Origin of the sequence: Sphingobium sp. CFD-2, assembly GCF_024611135.1 — a bacterium.
In the GTDB taxonomy this organism is placed as follows: domain Bacteria; phylum Pseudomonadota; class Alphaproteobacteria; order Sphingomonadales; family Sphingomonadaceae; genus Sphingobium; species Sphingobium fuliginis.
The window spans coordinates 1,175,534-1,195,952 of sequence record NZ_CP084405.1; the positions used below are offsets into that span (position 1 = coordinate 1,175,534).

At 64.7% G+C, this 20,419-nt stretch carries 18 protein-coding genes and 1 tRNA gene; 9 read left to right on the forward strand and 10 right to left on the reverse strand.

The window, feature by feature from the left end:
- Window positions 1-10 precede the first annotated feature (10 nt).
- The 5 genes from accD to LDB29_RS05675 all read right to left on the reverse strand — a co-directional run bounded on the left by accD (window position 11) and on the right by LDB29_RS05675 (window position 4,730).
- Window positions 11-862: an acetyl-CoA carboxylase, carboxyltransferase subunit beta gene (accD, locus tag LDB29_RS05655; RefSeq protein WP_025550508.1), complete on the reverse strand. Its 852-nt coding sequence runs from the start codon at window positions 860-862 to the stop codon at window positions 11-13.
- Window positions 859-1,689, reverse strand: coding sequence for a tryptophan synthase subunit alpha (gene trpA / locus LDB29_RS05660; RefSeq protein WP_025550511.1), 831 nt, complete (start codon window positions 1,687-1,689; stop codon window positions 859-861). Before trpA ends, accD begins: the two co-directional genes overlap by 4 nt.
- A gap of 129 nt (window positions 1,690-1,818) precedes the next feature.
- On the reverse strand, window positions 1,819-3,060 hold the full coding sequence (gene trpB / locus LDB29_RS05665) for a tryptophan synthase subunit beta (protein ID WP_025550512.1): 1,242 nt from the start codon (window positions 3,058-3,060) through the stop codon (window positions 1,819-1,821).
- Window positions 3,061-3,150: 90 nt separating this feature from the next.
- The gene (locus LDB29_RS05670) at window positions 3,151-3,795 is read right to left on the reverse strand and encodes a phosphoribosylanthranilate isomerase (protein ID WP_025550513.1); all 645 of its coding nucleotides are present in this window, start codon (window positions 3,793-3,795) and stop codon (window positions 3,151-3,153) included.
- A gap of 41 nt (window positions 3,796-3,836) precedes the next feature.
- Window positions 3,837-4,730: a lysophospholipid acyltransferase family protein gene (locus LDB29_RS05675; protein WP_025550515.1), complete on the reverse strand. Its 894-nt coding sequence runs from the start codon at window positions 4,728-4,730 to the stop codon at window positions 3,837-3,839.
- Window positions 4,731-4,783: 53 nt separating this feature from the next.
- On the opposite strand from LDB29_RS05675, the gene LDB29_RS05680 reads away from it, so the two are divergent.
- The 3 genes from LDB29_RS05680 (at window position 4,784) to LDB29_RS05690 (ending at window position 7,856) form a co-directional block, all read left to right on the forward strand.
- Complete coding sequence (locus LDB29_RS05680; protein WP_025550517.1) at window positions 4,784-5,902, forward strand: glycosyltransferase; 1,119 nt, start codon at window positions 4,784-4,786, stop codon at window positions 5,900-5,902.
- On the forward strand, window positions 5,899-6,411 hold the full coding sequence (locus LDB29_RS05685; RefSeq protein WP_099185787.1) for a YgcG family protein: 513 nt from the start codon (window positions 5,899-5,901) through the stop codon (window positions 6,409-6,411). The genes LDB29_RS05680 and LDB29_RS05685 overlap by 4 nt, the downstream gene beginning before the upstream one ends.
- Before the next feature lie 326 nt (window positions 6,412-6,737).
- Window positions 6,738-7,856: an acyltransferase family protein gene (locus LDB29_RS05690; RefSeq protein WP_052816784.1), complete on the forward strand. Its 1,119-nt coding sequence runs from the start codon at window positions 6,738-6,740 to the stop codon at window positions 7,854-7,856.
- Here the strand turns inward: LDB29_RS05690 and LDB29_RS05695 are convergent, their stop codons facing one another.
- Window positions 7,857-8,204, reverse strand: coding sequence for a DUF952 domain-containing protein (locus LDB29_RS05695; protein ID WP_025552078.1), 348 nt, complete (start codon window positions 8,202-8,204; stop codon window positions 7,857-7,859).
- Window positions 8,201-10,936: a DNA gyrase subunit A gene (gyrA, locus tag LDB29_RS05700; RefSeq protein WP_025552080.1), complete on the reverse strand. Its 2,736-nt coding sequence runs from the start codon at window positions 10,934-10,936 to the stop codon at window positions 8,201-8,203. Before gyrA ends, LDB29_RS05695 begins: the two co-directional genes overlap by 4 nt.
- 274 nt (window positions 10,937-11,210) lie before the next feature.
- Between gyrA and LDB29_RS05705 the strand changes: the two genes are divergently transcribed.
- Window positions 11,211-12,491 (forward strand): hypothetical protein, encoded by a 1,281-nt coding sequence (locus LDB29_RS05705; RefSeq protein WP_025552082.1) that lies wholly within the window; start codon window positions 11,211-11,213, stop codon window positions 12,489-12,491.
- 106 nt (window positions 12,492-12,597) lie between these two features.
- Window positions 12,598-13,866 carry a hypothetical protein gene (locus tag LDB29_RS05710; RefSeq protein ID WP_025552084.1) on the forward strand — a complete coding sequence of 423 codons (1,269 nt, stop codon included), beginning with the start codon at window positions 12,598-12,600 and terminating at the stop codon, window positions 13,864-13,866.
- 207 nt (window positions 13,867-14,073) lie between these two features.
- On the opposite strand, the gene LDB29_RS05715 is transcribed toward LDB29_RS05710, so the two are convergent.
- Window positions 14,074-14,547, reverse strand: a complete 474-nt coding sequence (locus tag LDB29_RS05715; RefSeq protein ID WP_025551551.1) for an Lrp/AsnC family transcriptional regulator — start codon at window positions 14,545-14,547, stop codon at window positions 14,074-14,076.
- 222 nt (window positions 14,548-14,769) lie between these two features.
- Here LDB29_RS05715 and LDB29_RS05720 point away from each other — a divergent pair, with 222 nt between their 5' ends.
- The 4 genes from LDB29_RS05720 (at window position 14,770) to LDB29_RS05735 (ending at window position 19,192) form a co-directional block, all read left to right on the forward strand.
- Complete coding sequence (locus tag LDB29_RS05720; RefSeq protein ID WP_099185984.1) at window positions 14,770-16,461, forward strand: HAMP domain-containing sensor histidine kinase; 1,692 nt, start codon at window positions 14,770-14,772, stop codon at window positions 16,459-16,461.
- A 51-nt stretch (window positions 16,462-16,512) separates the two neighbouring features.
- The gene (locus LDB29_RS05725) at window positions 16,513-17,550 is read left to right on the forward strand and encodes a polysaccharide deacetylase family protein (protein ID WP_025551547.1); all 1,038 of its coding nucleotides are present in this window, start codon (window positions 16,513-16,515) and stop codon (window positions 17,548-17,550) included.
- Between the two features lie 25 nt (window positions 17,551-17,575).
- Window positions 17,576-17,651: transfer RNA gene (locus LDB29_RS05730), tRNA-Ile, on the forward strand.
- Between the two features lie 155 nt (window positions 17,652-17,806).
- Window positions 17,807-19,192: an integrase arm-type DNA-binding domain-containing protein gene (locus tag LDB29_RS05735; protein ID WP_076605735.1), complete on the forward strand. Its 1,386-nt coding sequence runs from the start codon at window positions 17,807-17,809 to the stop codon at window positions 19,190-19,192.
- A 40-nt stretch (window positions 19,193-19,232) separates the two neighbouring features.
- On the opposite strand, the gene LDB29_RS05740 is transcribed toward LDB29_RS05735, so the two are convergent.
- Window positions 19,233-19,937, reverse strand: a complete 705-nt coding sequence (locus LDB29_RS05740) for a nucleotidyl transferase AbiEii/AbiGii toxin family protein (protein WP_044662110.1) — start codon at window positions 19,935-19,937, stop codon at window positions 19,233-19,235.
- 4 nt (window positions 19,938-19,941) lie between these two features.
- Window positions 19,942-20,247, reverse strand: a complete 306-nt coding sequence (locus tag LDB29_RS05745) for a hypothetical protein (RefSeq protein ID WP_235600721.1) — start codon at window positions 20,245-20,247, stop codon at window positions 19,942-19,944.
- Window positions 20,248-20,419: the final 172 nt, after the last annotated feature.

Sequence of the window (20,419 nt, forward strand, 5' to 3'; positions counted from 1 at the left end):
CCCGATGACCTCAGGCCGCGGCGCGAGGGGCGAGGTAGCCGATCACCCGGGCCAGCGTGTCGCGCAGCTCGCTGCGATGGATGACCATGTCCAGCATGCCGTGCTCCAGCAGATATTCCGCGCGTTGGAAGCCGTCGGGCAGCTTTTCGCGGATCGTGCTTTCGATGACGCGCTGGCCCGCAAATCCGATGAGCGCATTGGGCTCCGCGATCTGGATGTCGCCCAGCATGGCGTAGCTGGCCGTGACGCCGCCGGTCGTCGGATCGGTCAGCACCACGATATAGGGCAGGCCCGCCGCGTGAAGCTTCTGGATGGCCACGGTGGAGCGCGGCATCTGCATGAGGGAAAGTATGCCCTCCTGCATGCGCGCGCCGCCCGCTGCGGTGAAGATCACATAGGGGCATTTGTGGGCAATGGCTTCGTTGACGCCCTGGATGAAGGCGGCGCCGACGCCCATGCCCATGGAACCGCCCATATAGGCGAAATTCTGCACGCCCATGACAAGCGGCACGTCATCGATGGCGCCCCGCGCGTTGATCAGCGCGTCCTGGTCGCCCGTCGCGGCGCGTGCGGCCCTGATGCGGTCCGGATAGCGCTTGGAATCACGGAATTTCAGCGGGTCTTCCTGCACCTGCGGGGTCGGCAGCAGGATGAAACCGGCATCGAGTATCTGTTCGAACCGCTCCGCAGGTCCGATGCGGCCATGATGGTCGCAGCGCGGGCAGACGGAAAGATTGTCCTCCCACTCCTTGATGAAGATCATCTCGGCGCAGGAGGGGCATTTGTGCCACAGCGTTTCGGCGGTGGTTTCCTTCTTCGCCATGAAGGGCAGGGCGTTGCGGACGCGGTTGATCCAGCTCATGCGGCGGTCTCCCGGAAATGAGGGCTGTTGGCGTTCAGCGCGCCGCGAAGGGCAGCGACGAACTCCTTGACGAAGGGGGCGGCGGCGTCGCCGTGCGAGCCGATGATGTCGACGATGGCGGACCCCACCACCACGCCGTCGGCCACGCGGCCAATGGCGGCAGCCTGTTCGGCGGAACGCACGCCGAATCCCACCGCGATGGGAAGGTCGGTGGCGGTCTTCAGCCGGGCTACCGCCTGTTCGACGGCAGCCTGGGCGGCCTGCTGCTTGCCGGTGATGCCTGCGACGGCGACATGATAGAGGAAGCCGCTGGCGCCGTTCAGCACGGCTGGCAGGCGGGCCGCGTCGGTCGTCGGCGTGGCGAGGCGGATCAGGTGGATGCCGGCCGCGCGCAGGGCGGGACCGATTTCGGCGTCTTCCTCCGGCGGCACGTCGACGCAGACCACGCCGTCGACGCCTGCGGCGCTGCAGTGGTCGGCGAACCATTGGGGGCCGCGCACGAGCATCGGATTGGCATAGCCCATCAGGACCAGCGGGGTTTCAGGGTGCCTGGCGCGGAAGGCGCTGGCGAGGGCGAAAATATCCTTCGTCTTCGTTCCGGAGCCGAGGCTGCGCAGGTTCGCCAGTTCGATGGCGGGGCCGTCGGCCATCGGATCGGTGAAGGGCATGCCGAGTTCGATGATGTCGGCGCCGCCCTCTACCAGTGCATCGAGGATCGCGGGGGTGTCGGCCACGCTGGGGTCGCCCGCCGTCACGAAGGTGACGAGCGCGGCGCGGCCCTGCGATTTGCAGGCGGCAAAGCGGGCGGAGAGGCGGTCAACGGTCATATCGAATTCCCAAACCCGACACGCAACGCGCTCCCGCGAAGGTGGCAGCCCGGTCCACGGGTCGCGTGAACAGGTGACGGTTGAACGGGGTTGCTGCCTTCGCAGGAGCAAGACATATGGCGGGCGAGGTCATATCTCCACCCCCAGGGCGCTCGCCACGGTGAAGATGTCCTTGTCGCCGCGGCCGGACAGGTTGACGACGATGATCCGGTCGGCGTCGAGCGTAGGCGCGACCTTTTCCGCGCTGGCGATCGCATGGGCGGATTCGAGCGCGGGGATGATGCCTTCCAGCGCGGAGAGCTTCTGGAAGCTGGCGAGCGCTTCGTCGTCTGTGATGGGCATATATTCGACACGGCCGATTTCATGCAGCCAGCTATGTTCAGGCCCGATGCCGGGATAGTCGAGACCGGCGGAGATGCTGTGCGCTTCGGTGATCTGCCCGTCTTCGTCCTGGAGCAGATAGGTGCGGTTGCCGTGCAATATGCCCGACTTGCCGCCGGCCAGGCTCGCCGCATGCTTGCCGGCCAGGCCTTCGCCCGCCGCTTCGACGCCGATCATCCTGACCTCCGCATCGTCGAGGAAGGGATGGAACAGGCCGATGGCGTTGGAACCGCCGCCGACCGGCGCGATCAGCATGTCGGGCAGGCGGCCTTCCAGTTCCAGTATCTGTTCGCGCGCTTCCCGGCCGATGACGGACTGGAAGTCGCGCACCAGCTCCGGATAGGGGTGCGGCCCGGCCGCCGTGCCGATGATGTAGAAAGTGTCGTGCACGTTCGACACCCAATGGCGCAGCGCATCGTTCATCGCGTCCTTCAGCGTCTGCGATCCCGAAACCACGGGGATCACCTCCGCGCCCAGCAGCTTCATGCGGAAGACGTTGGGCTTCTGCCGCTCCACATCCTTCGCGCCCATGAAGATCTTGCATTCCATGCCGAACAGGGCGGCGACGGTCGCCGTGGCGACACCGTGCTGGCCCGCGCCGGTTTCGGCAATGACCTTCTTCTTGCCCATGCGCCGGGCGAGCAGCGCCTGGCCGATGCAATTGTTGATCTTGTGCGCGCCGGTGTGGTTCAGTTCCTCGCGCTTCAGATAGATTTTCGCGCCCTTGCCCGGTGCGGCTTCGGCGCGCAGCGCTTCGGTCAGGCGCCCGGCATAGTAAAGCGGGTTCGGGCGGCCGACATAGCTGCGCAGCAATTCGGTGAATTCGGCGTCGAACGCCGGGTCCTGCCTGGCGTCCCTGTAGACCTTCTCCAGCTCCAGAATGAGCGGCATGAGGGTTTCGGCCACATAACGGCCGCCAAAGGAACCGAAATGGCCGGAGGCGTCGGGCTGTGAACGCAGGCTGTTGGGCAGGATAATGCTGTCGGTCATCGCTTCTATCTCTTCAGTCATGGGGTTGGATCACCTGGGCAAGTGATCAACGCCATCGAAGGCCGATGCGTTCTAAAAGGATGCTCTGCGTCAACATGCCGACGCCGCATTGCAGAAGGCCATGATCTTGTCCACACTCTTGATGCCGGGCGCGCTTTCGACGCCGGACGAAACATCGACCAGCGGCGCGCCTGTGATGCGGACTGCTTCGGCCACATTGTCGATACCGAGCCCGCCGGAAAGACCCCAGGGCAACGGCAGGGAAGCGCCGCGCAGCAGCGTCCAGTCGAAGCGCAGGCCCATTCCGCCGGGGAGAGCCGCGCCCTCGGGCGTCTTGGCGTCGAACAGGATGAAATCGGCAGCGCCCGCATAGGCGCCCGCGGCGTCGATGTCGGCGCGGGTCTTCACTGGAATGGCTTTCCAGACGGGAATGCCGAAGCGCTGACGAATGGCCGCCACGCGTTCGGGATTTTCCTTCCCATGTAGCTGAAGGGCGGTGAGGGCGCCCGTGGCGCTGAGATCGGCCAGTGTCTCGTCGGTTGGATCGACCAGCACGGCGACGCGCCCGACATGGGACGGGACGGGCGCTGCCAGGGCGCGCAATCGGTCCGCTTCTACATGACGGGGGCTTTTGGGGAAATGTACGAATCCCAGATGGGTGGCGCCCGCGCGCATGGCGGCGCCGACCGTGTCAGGCGTCGAAAGGCCGCAGATCTTGATGGCGAGTCGGGACATGGGGGCGCTTTAGCGGGTGCGGCAGGGCGTGAGAACCGCTTTCATCCCGCCACCTGTTCGCTCCGGGAAGCCACAAGGGCGGGGGAAGCAGCCGCCAGGTCCATATCGTGCAACGCCAGCCATTGGTCCGCATGGTCGATGCATGCCTTGCCCAGATAGGCGTCGATGGCGTCGAGCAGTTCCGCTTCCTCCATGGCCTTGGGGTCGAGCGGCGGGTGCCAGTCGAGATGGAAGTGTGCGCCCTTCGTCCGGGCGAGGGTGAAGGGCAGGAAGCGGGCATTGCTGCGCCGGGCGAGACGCAGGGCGATGGAAAGATTGCCCGACGGTTCGAGGTCGCGGCCGAAACGGGGAAACCAGACCTGCCGGTCGCGCCTTTCGTCCACGAGGATATAGAGCATCGGGCGCTCCTTTTCAGAAAGGTGCCGCAGGATGGCGCGGGCCGCGCCGCTGCTGCCTGTGATCGCTTCCCCCATATAGCTTTCCCGCGCCCGCTTCAGCATCGCGGCCTGCGCCGCATTGTCCGGCGGATCGTAGACGCCCAGGCCGGGGCGGTCGGTCGACGCCTTGAGATGAGCGGCGAGCAGGTCCCAATTGCCGATATGGGTCGTCAGGAAAATCATCGGCCGTGGCGAAGCCAGCGCTTCTCGATAGGCTGCCTCGTCAGCAATGGTCACGTGCCGGTCGTTCACCAGCCGGTCGACATTGGCGAGTTCGGCCATGGTGCGGCCCAGATTGAACCAGCGGCGGGTGAGCATCCTCTCCTGGGTTGCCTGGTCCAGTTCGGGGCGCAGGACGGCAAGGTTCCTGCGGGCTCGTTCATCCCGCAATTTCATGGACCTGCGCGCGACATTGGCCGACAGCCAGCCTCCCAGCCAGGAGGCGAGGGATGCCGGAAGGATACGGAGGAGGGTGAAGAGAAAGGGGTTGGAGAGCATCGCGCCTGCCGTCATACAGCAGCGGTCGGGGCGGTAAAGGGCTTGGATTTGCGATGAGTTGGGCCTTGGGGCTTTGGGTGATCCTGCAGGGGCTGAGCGTGATCGGCGTGCTCAACTATTGGCGGCATCTGCCGACGGACCGGCAGGAGGAGGCGCCGGAGGGCGTCGCCATGCTGCTGTCGGTGCGGGACGATTGGGATGGGAGCCCCGGTCTCATCGCGCGGCTTAAGGCGCAGACGGCCCGGTTCCGGCTGGTGGTCGCCACCTCCGGCGCATGCGCGGCGGCGGAGGCGATGGCTGCGCGCGAGGGGGATTGGGTGCAGCTCGTTCGTGCCGGCATCGCCGGGGACGAGGGGCAGAAGGTTCACAAGCTGCGCGCGGCCCTGCGCTCCCTGCGGGAGGCCGATCGCTATCTGGTTTTCGTGGATGCGGACATCATGCCGCCGCCGCGGCTGGTGGGCCGGCTGCTCTTTCCCCTGGTGCGGGGAAAGGCCGACATCGTGACGGGATACCGGCTGTTGTTGCCGGAAGCGGGCGTGGCGGCTGCGCTGGTGGGCGCGGTTGAAATGCAACTGGCGACGCTGCCCAGAGCCGCGAGCGCGACCATGCCCTGGGGCGGGGCCATGGCGCTGACGCGGGAGACGGCGGAGCGGCTGGAACTGGATGCCGCGCTGGCGGGGCGGCTGTCCGACGACATGGCGATCGGGCTGGCCGGATGGCGGGCGAAGCTGCGGTTGCGGCCGGTGCGCGATCTGCTGGTCGCCAGTCCGCTGGCGCGGCAAGGGGCGCTGGCTTTCGCCGTGCGGCAGTATCGCCATGTCCTGACCAACAGTCCGGGCATGTGGCGGATCGCCTGCGCCGTGGCGGGCGTGCAGGCGCTGGGCTGGGTCTGGGCGGTGGGATGGGGCGGCTGGAGCGCCGTGGCGGTGGGCTATGCAGCGGCTCTCGGCCGGGCGCTGGCGCGGCGGCGGATCGTCGCGGGCGTGCTGGAACCCGGCCAGGCGCGGACGGCGCGGCGGTCGCTCCGGTGGGACGTGCTGGCGCCATTTGCCGTGTGCTGGGCGCATTGGGGAATTCAGTTGGCGGCCGCCTGCTCCAGCCGGATAAGATGGGGCGGCTATGATTATTGGATGAGGAATGGAAAGGTCGCGCGGATGGAGAAGGTGGGATGAGGGCCATGCCGGTCCGCCTTCTGCTGCTCTGCGCCGCTGCGCTGGCGATCCCCGGCCTTAAAGCGCAAACGGCGTCTCAGGGAACGGCTTGGCCGGTCAAACCGGCCGTGGCGCTGGCCGGGCGGGTGACCGATGCAGCCGGTATTTTCAGTGACGGGCAGGAGGAAGCGCTGTCCCGGAAGCTCGAAAAACTGGAGCGATCGACCAGGCACCAGATGGTTGTCGCCACCGTGGCGTCCCTTGACGGGGCGGAGATCGGATCGTTCACAACCGATCTGGCGAACCAGTGGGGCATCGGGCGCAAGGGCCATGACGATGGCGTGGTCCTGCTGGTCGCCCCGAACGAGCAACTGGTCCGCATAGCCGTGGGCTTCGGGCTGGAAAGCGTGTTGACGGACGCCTATTGCCAGGGCGTCATCGACAAAAAGATGATCCCCCATTTCCGGAAGGGCGATCTTTACGGCGGCGTGAACGCCGGTGTCGACGCACTAATCGAGCGGCTGGATTGAGCCGTCCATTCAGCCAGGGACAGCCGCTCTGTTCCCGTATTTCTCCGCTCTTTCCCGGCCAGCGGCTATTCCGTCGCTTGCGAATTGTCCTAGAGCCAATCGACATTCAGCCCTGACGGCCTGCAAATGACGCTTTTCCGTGCTTCCGGTGCTCACGTACCTTGAGTACGCTGCGCTCCGGGTCACGGAAAACCACCATTTTCGGCTCGTCATCTTCTGAATGTCGATTGGCTCTAGGCGATCGCCCTTAATGGCTTTCGACGCCGGAAACGCCTATCCAACAAAGAAAAATCGGGCGCACGATGAGCGAGCGAAAGGCGTCATCGATGCAATGCGCGACACAACGTTGGGAGTGGCTGGACTGTGCCAAGGGAATTGGCATCGTCACTGTCGTGGTGGGCCATGCGGTCACGGGGCGGCTGCATGACTGGATCTACCTGTTCCACATGCCGCTGTTCTTCATCCTGTCGGGCATAGCCTATCATTCCGAACCATCCGCGCAGTTGATCTACAAGCGCGTCTTTTCCCTGCTGCTGCCTTATGGCTGCTTCCTCACATTGCTGACGGGCATGCAGGACGCCGGCATGATGCTGGATGGGAAAAGCTGGTCCGCGATCTTCCATTCCGACCTGCTGCTGGCCCGGCGCATGCTGTTCGGCGGGCGGCAGCTTACCGGCTGGTTCGGAACGGCCTGGTTCATCACCGTCCTTTTCGGGGCGCAGGTCGCCTTCAATGCCATGGCCCGGCGCATGGGGGAGGGGTGCGGGGTGCGGTTGATCCCGCTGCTCCTGCTGATGCTGGTCATCGCCTATCCGCTGGGCGGTTATTCGCTGGCATGGAATATGGCGGTGCTGCCCATGGCGATATTCTTCCTCGGCATCGGCAGCCTTTGGGCATCGACCTTCCTGCTGGGAGGCGAGCCGGTGTTCGAGGGCCCGGTGCACCTGCTGATCGCCATCGTGACGCTGTTGCTGACGCCCTTCATCCTGCCGATGGACATGAAGTTCGGCCATTATGGCTCGGCCCTGACCAGCGTCGCAGGGGCGATCGGATGGTCGCACATGATCGTGTGGCTGAGCCGGTGGCTGGCATCGGGGCCGCTGACGCCGCTTGGCATCGGCCGCAAATTCGCCCTGCTGGGACGGGCGTCCCTCGTGATCCTCTTCATGCACAGGATGGTGCTGATCGAGACGCAGCCATGGTGGCCCGCCTCCGTGCGCATCGTGGCGGCGCTGGCGGTCCCGGTCCTGTTCCATCTGCTGCTCGAAAGAAGCTCGCCAATCATTCGGCTGGGCCTGCTGGGACTGCGCAGGCCGGTCCCGCCACCGGCATGGGTGCGCAGGATCGACGGACTATTGCATCATCCTGCCATGGCTGTCAGGGCGCAGGGGGTCATGACGGCGCCGCCGCCTGCCGCGCGGGCGCGCCGCGCCAGAGGCCGGTGATCAGAAACCCGCCGGAAAGAGATGCCTGCCCTGCTCGTCCAGCCGCAGGACCACCTTGCCTGCAACGGCGCTGAGCGGCAGGTCGCCATAGAGGTGCGGGAAGAGGGCGCCGCCGCGCGACTCTTCCCATTTCAGCGCGTCCCCGAAAGGCGCCAGGTCGACCATCAGCATCACCAGATGGTCCTGCCCCGCAAAATGCCTGGCGGCGGTTTCGGCGGCCTGTTCGCGGGTCGACATGTGGATATAGCCATCCGCAAGATCGACCGGCGCGCCCTTGAACACGCCGTCCGCCTTCAACTGGTCATACTGATCCCCGGTCAGGATCTTGTAGGCGAAGAGGTCTGTCACTCTTCGGCCAGGTCCGGATCGGCTTCGGGGCTGACGTCCGGGCTGACTTCCAGGCCGGCGGGGGTGCTCACCTCCGTCTCCTCGTCGCTTTCCTCGATCTTCGCCGCGCTGACGACATGCTCGTCGTCGGACACGTTGAAGAGGCGCACGCCCGCCGAGCTGCGGCCGATGACGCGGAGGGATTCAAGGCCCATGCGGATCAGCTTGGCCTGGTCGGTGACGAGCATCAGATGGTCGCCGTGCCGCGCCGGGAAGCTGGCGACGACAGGACCGTTGCGGCCGATATTGTCGATATTGGTGATGCCCTGCCCACCGCGTCCGGTGCGGCGATAGTCATAGGCCGAGGACAGCTTGCCATAGCCGTTCGCGCAGACGGTGAGGATGAACTGTTCCTTGGCCGCCAGTTCGGCAAAGCGTTCCGCGCTCATCTGCGGCGAGCCTTCCTTCTCCGCCTTCCAGGGGGCGAAGCGGAGATAGTCGTCGCGTTCTTCCTGATCCTTGATGCCGGCGCGATGAAGGATGGAGAGCGAGATGACCTCATCGTCCTTCTTCAGCGTCATGCCGCGCACGCCGGTGGAGGTGCGGCTCTGGAATTCGCGCACGTCCGTCGCCTGGAAACGGATCGCCTTGCCCTGGCGGGTGGCGAGCAGCACGTCATCCTCTTCGGTGAGCAGCGCCACGCCGATCAGGCGGTCGCTGCTTTCATCGTCGAAGCGCATCGCGATCTTGCCATTCGACGGGATGTTGGCGAAGGCGTCCATGCTGTTGCGGCGCACCGTACCGTTCGCGGTGGCGAACATGACGTGCAGATCCTTCCAGCTCTCCTCATCCTCGGGCAGCGGCAGCACGGTCTGGATCGTCTCGCCGGGGCCGAGCGGCAGCAGGTTCACCATCGGCCGCCCGCGCGTCGCCGGGCCGCCTTCGGGCAGGCGCCAGACCTTGAGGCGATAGACCTTGCCCGCCGTCGAGAAGAACAGGACCGGCGTATGGGTGGAGGTCACGAACAATTCGGTGATCGCGTCCTCATCCTTCGTCGCCATGCCGGAGCGGCCCTTGCCGCCGCGCGCCTGGGCGCGGAAACTCTCCAGCGGGGTGCGCTTGATATAGCCCTGTACGGTGACGGTGACGACCATCTCCTCCCGCTCGATCAGGTCTTCGTCGTCTATGCCGTCGGCAGCGGCGGTGATCTCCGACAGGCGCGGGGTGGCGAAGTCGCGCTCGATCGCCTCGAACTCCTCGCGCATCACGGCGTAGAGCTTCACGCGGTCGCCGAGGATGGCGAGATATTCGGCAATGGCGGCGGCGAGTTCCGCCAGTTCATTGCCGATCTCATCCCGGCCGAGCGCGGTCAGGCGATGCAGGCGCAGGTCGAGGATCGCGCGGACCTGCGTGTCCGACAGGCGGTAGCTGTCGCCGCTGACTTCCGTTTCGATCGCTTCCACCAGACGCAGATAGGGCGCGATTTCCGCCACTGGCCAGTCGCGGGCGAGCAGGGTTTCGCGGGCTTCGGCGGGGCTGGCCGAGCCCCGGATGATGCGGACGACTTCGTCGAGGTTCGTGACCGCGATGACGAGGCCCAGCAAGATATGCGCCCGGTCGCGGGCCTTGTTGAGCTCATATTTGGTGCGGCGGGTGATGACCTCTTCGCGGAAGCGGACGAACGCCTCTATGATGTCGCGGATGTTGAGCAGTTCCGGGCGGCCGCCGCGAATGGCGAGCATGTTGGCCGGGAAGCTCGACTGGGCGGGGGTGTTGCGCCAGAGCTGGTTCAGCACGACTTCGGGCGTGGCGTCGCGCTTCAGGTCCATGACGATCCGCACGCCTTCGCGGCTCGATTCGTCGCGAATGTCGCTGATCCCCTCGATCCGCTTGTCCTTGGCCGCTTCGGCGATCTTTTCGACCAGGCCGTTCTTGCCGACCTGATAGGGAATGGCGGTGAGGACGATGGAACGGCGGTCGCCGCGCCCTTCCTCGATTTCGTGCCGGGCGCGCATCATGATCGAGCCGCGGCCGGTATGATAGGCGCTGCGGGCGCCGGACTGGCCGAGGATGAGCGGCGCGGTCGGGAAGTCGGGGCCGGGGACGATCTGGATCAGTTCGTCCACGGTGATGCCGGTGTTGTCGATATAGGCCAGGCAGGCGCGGATCACTTCGCCAAGGTTATGCGGCGGGATGTTGGTCGCCATGCCGACCGCGATGCCGCCCGCGCCGTTGACCAACAGGTTGGGGAAGCGCGCGGGCAGGACCTGCGGCTCACTTTCCGAAGCGTCGTAGTTCGGCTGGAAATCCACGGTGTCCTTGTCGAGATCGTCCAGCAGGGCGTTCGTCACCTTGGCGAGCCGCGCTTCGGTATAGCGCATGGCCGCCGGCGGGTCCGGGTCCATGGAGCCGAAATTGCCCTGCCCGTCGATCAGCGGCACGCGCATCGACCAGTCCTGGGTCATGCGCGCCAATGCGTCGTAGATCGCCGTGTCGCCATGGGGGTGATATTTACCGATCACGTCGCCGACGATGCGGGCCGACTTGCGATAGGGCTTGTTGTAGGTGAAGCCCGATTCATGGGCGGAAAAGAGAATGCGGCGATGCACCGGCTTCAGGCCGTCGCGCACGTCCGGCAGGGCGCGGGCGACGATCACCGACATGGCATAGTCGAGATAGCTCGCCTTCATCTCCTCCACGATGGAGATGGGGCTGATGTCCGAAGGGTCGGCGAGGGCAGTCTCGTCGGTCAATGCGATTCTCTTTTTGGATGGATATGGTTCGTTGCTGCTGCACTAGCGGAGCGAAACAATATTGTCACCCCTCGCGCGCACGCGCGCACGCGACGGGAATGAGCGGTATGGACCATGAGCCGCGCGATCGGCGCGCCAGATTGTTTCGCGCGATCCGTTCCTTGGGGCTGACAGGCGGTTAACTGGTGCATATAGGTCGTTCAAACGTTATTCACGCGCCGACCCCTAATCGGCGTAAACAAAGGCCGCCTGTCCCCCGGGCGCAGAGGAGAAGATGAACATGCGTTTTGTTACCCCCGTGGCGCTCGCGCTGACTCTCGCGCTGGCTGGCGGCGCCGTTTCGGTTCCGGCATTCGCGGCCAAGAAGGAAGAGAAGAAGGGCGGCGCGCCCAAGCTGAACGTCTCGCCCGATGTGGTGAAGGCGCTGCAGACCGCGCAGCAAGCCGCCGAGAAGCAGGATTTCGCAGCGGCAAAGGCCGCGCTGGCCGACGCCGACAGCAAGGCCAAGTCGAACGACGACAAATATCAGATCGGCGCCATCAAGCTGAACACCTCCATCGCCGGCAAGGATGCGGCGATGCAGAGCGAGGCGCTGACCCAGATGCTGGACAGCGGCCTCACCCCGCCGGAACAGGCCGGCCAGTTCAACGCCGTCGCCGCCGACCAGGCGCTGCAGGCGAAGAATTACGATCTTGCCATCACCCGCGCCCAGGCCGCGGCGCAGGCCGGTTACAAGCCCGAAGCGGTGAACGTGACGCTGGCGCAGGCCTATTTCGGCAAGGCCGGCACCGCCAACGCTTCGGTCGAGCCGCAGCGTGGCCTGAACCAGCAGGGTCTGGCCGCGCTCAAGGCCGCGGCGGACGCCACCAGGGCCTCGGGCGGCCAGGTGCCGGCGCAATGGTACCAGATCGGCGTCAGCCGCGCCGCGACGGCGAAGCTGCCTGAAGTCACCGAATGGGCCAAGATGGCCTATCAGGCTGCGCCCAGCGGCGAAAATCTGCGCACGCTGATCCGTCTGTTCCAGCAGGCCAATCCCAATATCTCAAACCGCGAGAATCTGGACGTGCTGCGCCTGATGGCGACCTCCGGCGGCCTGGTCGTGGCGCAGGATTATCTGGAATATGCCGAAATGGCGTCGAAGACCGGCATCTATGGCGAAGTGAAGTCCGCGATCGACGCGGGCCGCGGCAAGGGCGTGCTGAACGCCAGCCAGGGCGGTGACCTGTACCAGCCTGCCGTGTCGAAGATCGCGGGCGACAAGGGCTCGCTGGGCACGGCCGAGGCCGATGCGCGCAAGGCGGCCAATGGCAAGATCGCTGCGGCCACGGCCGACGCCTATCTGGGCTATGGCGACTATGCCAAGGCGGCGGCGATGTTCGAACTCGCCAAGCAGAAGGGCGGCGTCGACGCGGACGAGATCAACACCCGCATGGGCATCGCCAAGGCTCTGGGCGGCGACAATGCTTCGGCCAAGGCGGCTTTCCAGTCGGTGCAGGCCGGTTCGCGCAAGCAGATCGCCGATCTGTGGCTGGCCTATCTGGCCACCAAGGCCTGATCTTTGCCTGATGGAGGCGCGCTGCCCGGTCCGGGCGGTGCGCCTTTTTCATCTTCGAACATGATGACGGTCTGGCCGGAGCCAGGCGACAAGGGGGATGGCTGACATGGCCATGATGAGACATTCGAATCTGACCTGCGGGCTGCTGGCCGGCGCCGCCCTGATGGCGGCCGCGCCCGCCGTTGCGAAGAAGCCGGCCGTCGGCCCCGCGATCCAGATGTCGGACAGTTTCCGCGCCGCGACGCAGGCGGCGGACAGCGCGATCAAGGCCGGGGATGTCTCGACCGCGCAGGCCCAGATTTCGGGCCTGATGCCGGTCAGCGATTTCGAGGCCTATGTGGCGGCGGGCCTGCGGTTCCAGCTCGCGGTGCTGAAGGTCGACCGGCAGGCGCAGCGGGTGGCATTGAACGACATGTTCAAGACCTCCTCGGTGCCCAAGGGCGATATGCCGCGCCTGCGCTATATCGCGGGCTATCTGTCCTACATCGTCGGTAATTACGACGATGCGACGGCGCAGCTCGATTACGCCCGGACGCTCGGTTACGATCCGATCGACGCCACCATGCTGCGCGCGGACATCGCCATCCGGCGCAACAAGCCCAAGGATGCGCGAGGCTTCGTGCAGGAGGCGCTGGCGCGGCAGCGGACAGCCGGGCAGCCGATACCGGCCGCCTGGTACGACCGGGCGATCTCCATGGCCTATCAGGCAGGGGACTGGACGGAGTTGGGGGCGTTGTATCGGGAGCGCCTTGCCCATTATGATTCGGCAGGGGAATGGCGGTCCGCTCTCGCCAATTACCTGACGGCGCCCGGCATGGATGCGCAGGTGCAGCTCGACCTCTATCGCCTGCAGGCGGCCAATGGCGCCATGGCGAGCGAGCGCGACTACCAGGCCTATGCGCAACTGGCCGACAAGACGGGCTATAGCGCGGAGACCAAGGCGATCATCGAGGCCGGTCGCTCGGCCGGCAAGCTGACGCCGACACAGGCGGCGACGGCGCAATTGCTGAAGAGCGCCACGCCCAAGGCTGCGAAGGAAATCGCGGGCCTGCCCGCTGCGGCGAAGAAGGCGTCGGCGGCAAAGGACGGGTCGGCAGCCATGGCCGTGGGCGACACCTATTTCTCGCTCGGCCAGTTCCCGCAGGCGGTCGAGCAATATCGCCTTGCCCTGAGCAAGGGAGGCGTCGATGCCGGCAAGGCCAATGCACGGCTTGGCGTGGCGCTGGCGCGGTCGGGCGATCTGGCCGGGGCGAAGGCCGCACTGGGACAGGTGACGACGGGCAACTGGGCGAATGTCGCTGGCTTCTGGTCTGTCTGGGTGGATCAGCAGAGCAGGAAGACGGCCTCCATGCCGACGGTGGCGCCTGCGAGCTGAGGGAGAAGCCGGGCTGCTTGTGGCCGGAATTGGCCAATCCAAGACATTCCCCTCCCGTAAACGGGAGGGGTTGGGGGTGGGCGCGAGCGTAGCGAGCTTCTGACTTAGCCGTTGCAAAACAGCGCAGATGCCGCGCTAGCCCACCCCCTAGCCCCCTCCCGCCTGCGGGAGGGGGAATGGCAGGAAACCAACCCTGACCGTCACCCTTCAAACGGGAAGCGGCACGCCCGGCAGGTTCTTGGATGTCCTTATGGTGAGCGAGGTCTTCACGCTGACCACATTGGGGGCGGGCGTCAGTTTCGACGTCAGGAATTGCTGGAAGCTTTGCAGGTCCTTCGCCACCACCTTCAGGATGAAGTCGATTTCGCCGTTCAGCATATAGCATTCGCGCACCTCGGGCAGGGTGGCGATGTGATCTTCAAATGCCTTCAGGTCGGCTTCGGCCTGACTCTTCAGGCTGACCATCGCGAAGACCGTGATGGTGTAACCCAGCATCGATGGGTTGACCACGGCATGGTAGGAACTGATGGCCCCGCTTTCCTCCAGTGCGCGGACGCGGCGCAGGCACGGGGGAGCCGTCAGGCCCACCTTGCGGGCCAGCTCCACATTGGTCATCCTGCCGTCGCCCTGCAATTCGCCAAGGATCTGGAGGTCGATGTCGTCAATATTGGGGCCGGCCATTATTCCGCTTATTTCCTTGCCAGTTAATAAGGCGTTACCATAATAATATTTCAGGACAATGCAATTGTCCCACTATGCGACGTTCGCATAAGAACCCGTCCGCGGCCCTTCCCCTTTGCGGCGCGAAGCATTATTCCTGTGTAACGATCTCTCCGGCGGAAGGTTTTTCAGCGCTGCGCCGGGGCTGGAATTTGGGGAATTCGGGTGCGCTTCAACGATCTCATGCAGACGGTTCTCGCCGCGGAAGGACGCAGCGGCATCGGGGCCGTCACGCTTTGGCGGCAATGCGTGGATCTGCTGGCGCAAAACGACCGGCACGACCGATCGATCATGTCCGATGCGGAACGGGCGGCGCTGCTGGAACGGTTGACCGGACTGCTGCCGAAACTGTCGGAAACGCAGCGGATCGCGACGGTCGTGGAATTGGGCGGACGGTTGCGGTCGCCCACGCTGGTCGAATTCTTCGCCAATGATCGCCCGGCGATTGTCGCCGCAGCCATGTCCCGTGCGCGCCTTTCCGACGCGGCCTGGGTGGAGATGTTGCCGCGCCTGACGCCGACGGCGCGTGGCGTGCTGCGGTCGCGGCGCGACCTTGGCCCGGCGACGCTGCAGGGGCTGGAGGCGTTCGGTGCGACCGACCTGGTGCTGACCAGCGATGTCGCGGTCGAGCAGGAAGACATGCTGCTGACCGAGGCGATGATCGTTCCTACCGATCCGAAAATCGACCGGCCGCAGGCCGAGCCGGTCGAGGAGGCGGAGGAGGATCGCAGCCAGATCCGCAATCTGGTTGACCGGATCGCACGCTTCACCAGCGCCCGGCGCGCAGGCGACGCGGACGAAGCGCCGCAGCGCCCCGCCATCACCGGACCCCGCGCCTTCGCCTTCGAAACGGATGCGTCCGGAACGATCGTCTGGATCGACCAGGGACCGCGGGCGGCGCTGATCGGCCTTGCGCTCAACGAGACGGCGCTGGAAGGCGGCAGCGGCCCGGATGGCCATGTCGCGGGCGCCTTCATGCGGCGCAGCGGTTTTCAGAACGGCCGCTATACGATCGTCGGCGGCACGATGGCCGGCGAGTGGCGGCTGTCGGCCACACCCTTTTTCGATCCGCGCTCCGGCCGCTTCCAGGGCTATCGCGGGCAGGCCCGGCGGCCCTATCTCCACGAAGTCGCCGCCGAACCCCGCGCCGAGCCTGTGTCCATCGCCGGCCTGTCCGCCGATTCGATCCGGCAACTGGTGCATGAACTCCGCACGCCGCTGAATGCGATATTGGGTTTTGCCGAGATCATCGAACAGGAACTGTTCGGTCCGGCAGGTTCCGAATATCGCGACATGGCGGGCAAGATCGCCGTGGATGCGCGGCATCTGCTGACGGCCTTCGACGATCTGGACCTTGCAGCGCGCGTGTCGCGGGGCGAGGGCGGGAACGAGGCGCCGCGCGCCGTCGACCCCGCGCTGCTGGTGACGCAGGTTTCGGCGCGCTTCCGCGAGCAGGGGGACAGCGCGCAGATCGACATCGCCATGGCGCGGGGCCTGCCGATGGTGCGGATCGACCCGGTGCAGGGCGAGCGCATGATCCAGCATCTGCTGCGTACGCTCATATCCGTTGCACCGGTCGGGGAAGCGCTGACCGGCGCCTGCTGGTATCAGCCGGACGGGGCGGAAGGCCGCGTGGTGCTGGCCATCGACCGGCCGTCGACGCTGGCGGGGATGGAAGAGGACCGGCTGCTCGATCCGGGCTATATGCCGGACGGCAATTGGGCGGACGGCCCGCTGCTGGGCCTTGGCTTTTCCCTGCGCCTGATCCGCAGTCTGGCGACGGGGTGCGGCGGGGCGCTGGACGTCGAACCGGGCCGTTTCCTGCTCGCCGTGCCGGCCATGGCGGAGACGGAGGATGCCGTCGGCAGCGCCTGACCTGCGCCGAGGGAAACCCTATCGCAACCAAATCCGGGTAGCGGTGGCGGGATGACGACGCTTTTCCATGACGGCAACCTGCTCCGCGCGCCGGCGGCGGAGGACAGGGTCACGCTCGATCCGGACTTCGGCACGCGCTTCATGCTGTTCGTGGATACGGAGGAGGAGTTCGACTGGAACGCCCCCTTCCGCCGGACGGGGCATGGCGTGACGGCGCTCGACGGAATGGCGCGCGGCCAGGCCTATTTCTCGGCCGCCGGGGTGAAACCCGTCTATGTGACCGACTATCCCGTGGTCGACAGCGACGCAGCGGCGGAGCTGATGGGACGCTGGCTGGCCGATGGCGCGGCCGACATCGGCGCGCATCTGCATCCCTGGGTCAATCCGCCGCATGTCGAGGAGGTGACGGCCGCCAACAGCTATGTCGGCTTTCTGCCGGAGGCGGTGGAGCGGGCGAAGCTGGAAGCGCTATGCCAGCGGATTGCGGAACGTTTCGGCGCTCGCCCCATCGCTTACCGGGCCGGCCGCTACGGTGTCGGGCCCAACAGCGCCCCCCTGCTGGAGGAGGCGGGCTTCCGGCTGGACAGTTCGGTCCGCAGCCGTTTCGATTATGGCGGGCAATATGGTCCGGACTTCCGGGGCTTGCCGCAATATCCCTATTGGGCGGGACCCAGGCGGCGCCTGGTGGAGCTGCCGCTGTCCACGGCCTTTGCCGGTCTGCTGCGCGGCGGTGGCGAGCGTCTGTACCGCGCGGCGCAACTCATGGGACCGATGGCTGGCGCATTGGCGCGCACCGGGATGTTGAGCCGCATACCGCTGACGCCCGAAGGGATCGACGCGCGGGAGGCGATCGCCGCAATCGACGCCCTGTTGGGGGAGGGCGTGCCGGTGCTGAATTTCAGTTTCCACTCCCCGACGCTGGAGCCGGGGCATACGCCCTATGTTCGCGACGAGGCGGACAGGACCGCCTTCTATGGCTGGTGGGACGCAGTGCTTGATCATCTGGACAGGCGAAATGTTCGCCCCGCGACCCTGGATGCGTTCCTTAACGCAGTCCAGCCGCGAGGACAGGCTTGCCAAGCGGCCTGATGCTGCCTATCCGGGCAACAAGGTGGGGCCTGTAGCTCAATGGTTAGAGCTGGCCGCTCATAACGGCTAGGTTGCGGGTTCGAGTCCTGCCGGGCCCACCAACACTCGATTTCATGAGCATTATGTGATATCATAAATCCCTATAAATCAGGGGTTTGTGAGCCGTTGTTCATCCATAATGTCTCAGGATGTCTCGGGGTATCTCACGAATCGTGGGGTATCGGTGGGGGTATCGAAACCAATTTTTGGGGTATCGATGACTCTTACATACGCTGAAGCGAAAAACGCCGCCGCCACCGGGCGGAATTACAAGATGACCGATTCTGCCGGTCTCTATCTCTATGTCACAAAGGCCGGCGCGAAGTCGTGGCGGTTCAGATATCATTTTGCCGAGCGCGAGAAGCTTGTCACTTTCGGGCTGTTCCCCGAGGTCGGGCTTGCCGAAGCGCGGGAAAGGCAAAAAGAGGCGCGCGAACTGCTCCGGCAGGGCATCGACCCTGCGGTGGAGTTTGTCCGACGGAAGGCGCAGGCCGTAGTTCAGGCGGACGCCAGTTTTCGTACCAAAGCCGAAGAATGGCTTACGGAAAACGAGCCTTGGTGGTCTGCCGCCAACGCCTTCAGGGTTCGATCGAGGATCGAGAAGGACATCTATCCTGAGTTCGGGAAGCTCCCGGTCAGTCAGGTCACCAGCGAAATGGTCCTCATCGCCCTTCGCAAGATCGAACGGAGAGGCGCGATCGAGACTGCGAAGCGGGTCCGCGGCTACATCCTGGGTGTTCTCAAGCGCGCTCGCGGCGAAGGGCTGGTGACCACTGAAACGATCGTCAGCGTCGAGATCGTCGCGGATGCGCTGAAACGCTCGCCTCCGGGGATCAAGCAACCAGCGCTCACGCGCGTGTCCCAGCTTATCGAATTTCAGAGACGCGTCGATCTCTCTACCGGTGGCCCGTTGAGCAAGCTGGCCTCCCGGCTGCTCGCTCTGACCGCCGTCCGCGTTGGCGTCCTTCGAACCGCGTTGTGGGACGAGTTTGAGGGCATCGACTGGGAAGATCCCGACAAGCCTGCGCCGGGGGCGATCTGGCGGATACCCGCCGGGCGGATGAAGCTGGCCGTCGAGGACAAGAGCAATGCCGCTTTCGGCCACGACGTCCCGCTTTCCTGGCAGGCTGTCGAAACGCTGCGCGCCATACGGGTACTCACCGGAAAGTTCAGCCTCGTCTTCCCGAGTAGCCGGTCCTGGCGTTTGCCGATGAGCGACGCGGCTGTCAGCACCTTGTACAAGCGGATCGGGGATGGTGCCTATAAGGGGAAGATGGTGCCGCACGGCTGGCGTTCGGCATTCTCTACGGTGATGAACGAGCGGGCTGCGGAACTCGAGCGTGACGGCGATCGCATGATCATCGATCTTGTTCTGTCGCATGTGCCCAAAGGCATATCGGCGTCGGAATGGGCCTATAACCGCGCGCGCTACTTCAAGCCGCGGCGGGAGATGCTGCAGGCCTGGGCTGATCTGATCGGGGACGGGCTCGAAAGCCCGTTCGCTCTGGTGAATGTTCGGATGGCCAAGGGCAGGCTGCTTTCACGCTGGGAAAGCGCGCCGACGGGTCCGAACGTCATCCAGTTCAGGCCGGCCAGGCGTTAGGCCAGCCAGTTTGATCTTGCGAGATCGAAGGGCGCTGGGTTCAGGGATTGCGTGCCGCGCTAGCGGCACGCAGACTTGAAATCGTTTCGGTGAGATATTCGCGGCTCATAGCCTGCGCCGTATCAACGAGATAGGCCGTCCCTGGCCTGAACATCAATTGGCCAATGATCGACCGAACGAATTCTGGCTTGGCGTTCTTGATGATTTCCAGCGCCTTTTCGCAGTGGCCCAGGCCACATTGTCGCAGTGCCGAGACGACGTAATCGATACCGTGCTGATCGCCCACGGCTGCGAGATCAAACATGTCACGCGGCTGGAAATTCCATCCACGGTAATACACCTTCTTCGCGATGATCTCGGCAGGAGTTTCAAGATTAACATCGCGATTCCTGATGACAGCTCTCTGAGTAGGGTCATCGGTTATGCTTTCGCAGCAAATAAAATCGATCTCGCCTATATCCTTATAGGCAAGCTTCAAAACCCCATTTCCGTCCGCGACGTAGCTATCAGGCCGTCTGTTGAGAGAAATTCCCTGTGTTTCAGGATTGAGATAGGGTATGATTTGCGGATCATCCAAAAACAGATCGATGTCATGGCTTTCGCGATGATCGATTTGCAGCATGAGTGCCGTGCCGCCGCCGAAGGTCCAATCTGGAATGAAGCCGTTGGTCGACTGAAAATGATCGAAGATGTTGCCCGCCAGATCGAACAGGATTGGCCACTGGCTCGCTTGGTTGTTCGGCACCCGTTTAAGCCGCCAGAGGCAACGCGTAGCCGGAAAGCTCCGAAAACTGGCATGCTACCTTGCTGGCCGCTGCGGCACTCACGCCCATCTCCTTGAGAAAATCCTGTTGAATGTCAGCAGGAACCTCGGAGAAGAAAGAAAAGGCCATAGCGTTGAAGGTGACCGCACTTTCCAGATCGGTGAGAAGCTCGGCCAGTTGATGCGCAGAAAGGTCCGCCCCGTAGGGAGCGTTCACTGTCGTCAGAACCTGTACCGTTACGCTACTCATCGAACTACCTCGAACGATCTCCGTCGGATCGATCACTACCATATATCGATCTTATGTTATCAAAACAAGAATGGCAGAAATTACCATTAACTTTCAAACATCTATGCGAAAAATTGGCCTGATCGACCATTCCGTCATTCAGGAGCGACATGGCGGCTTCGATAGGTAGCAGCATAATCAGTTCGCCCAATTCGGCATCGGTCTGCAGTCGACC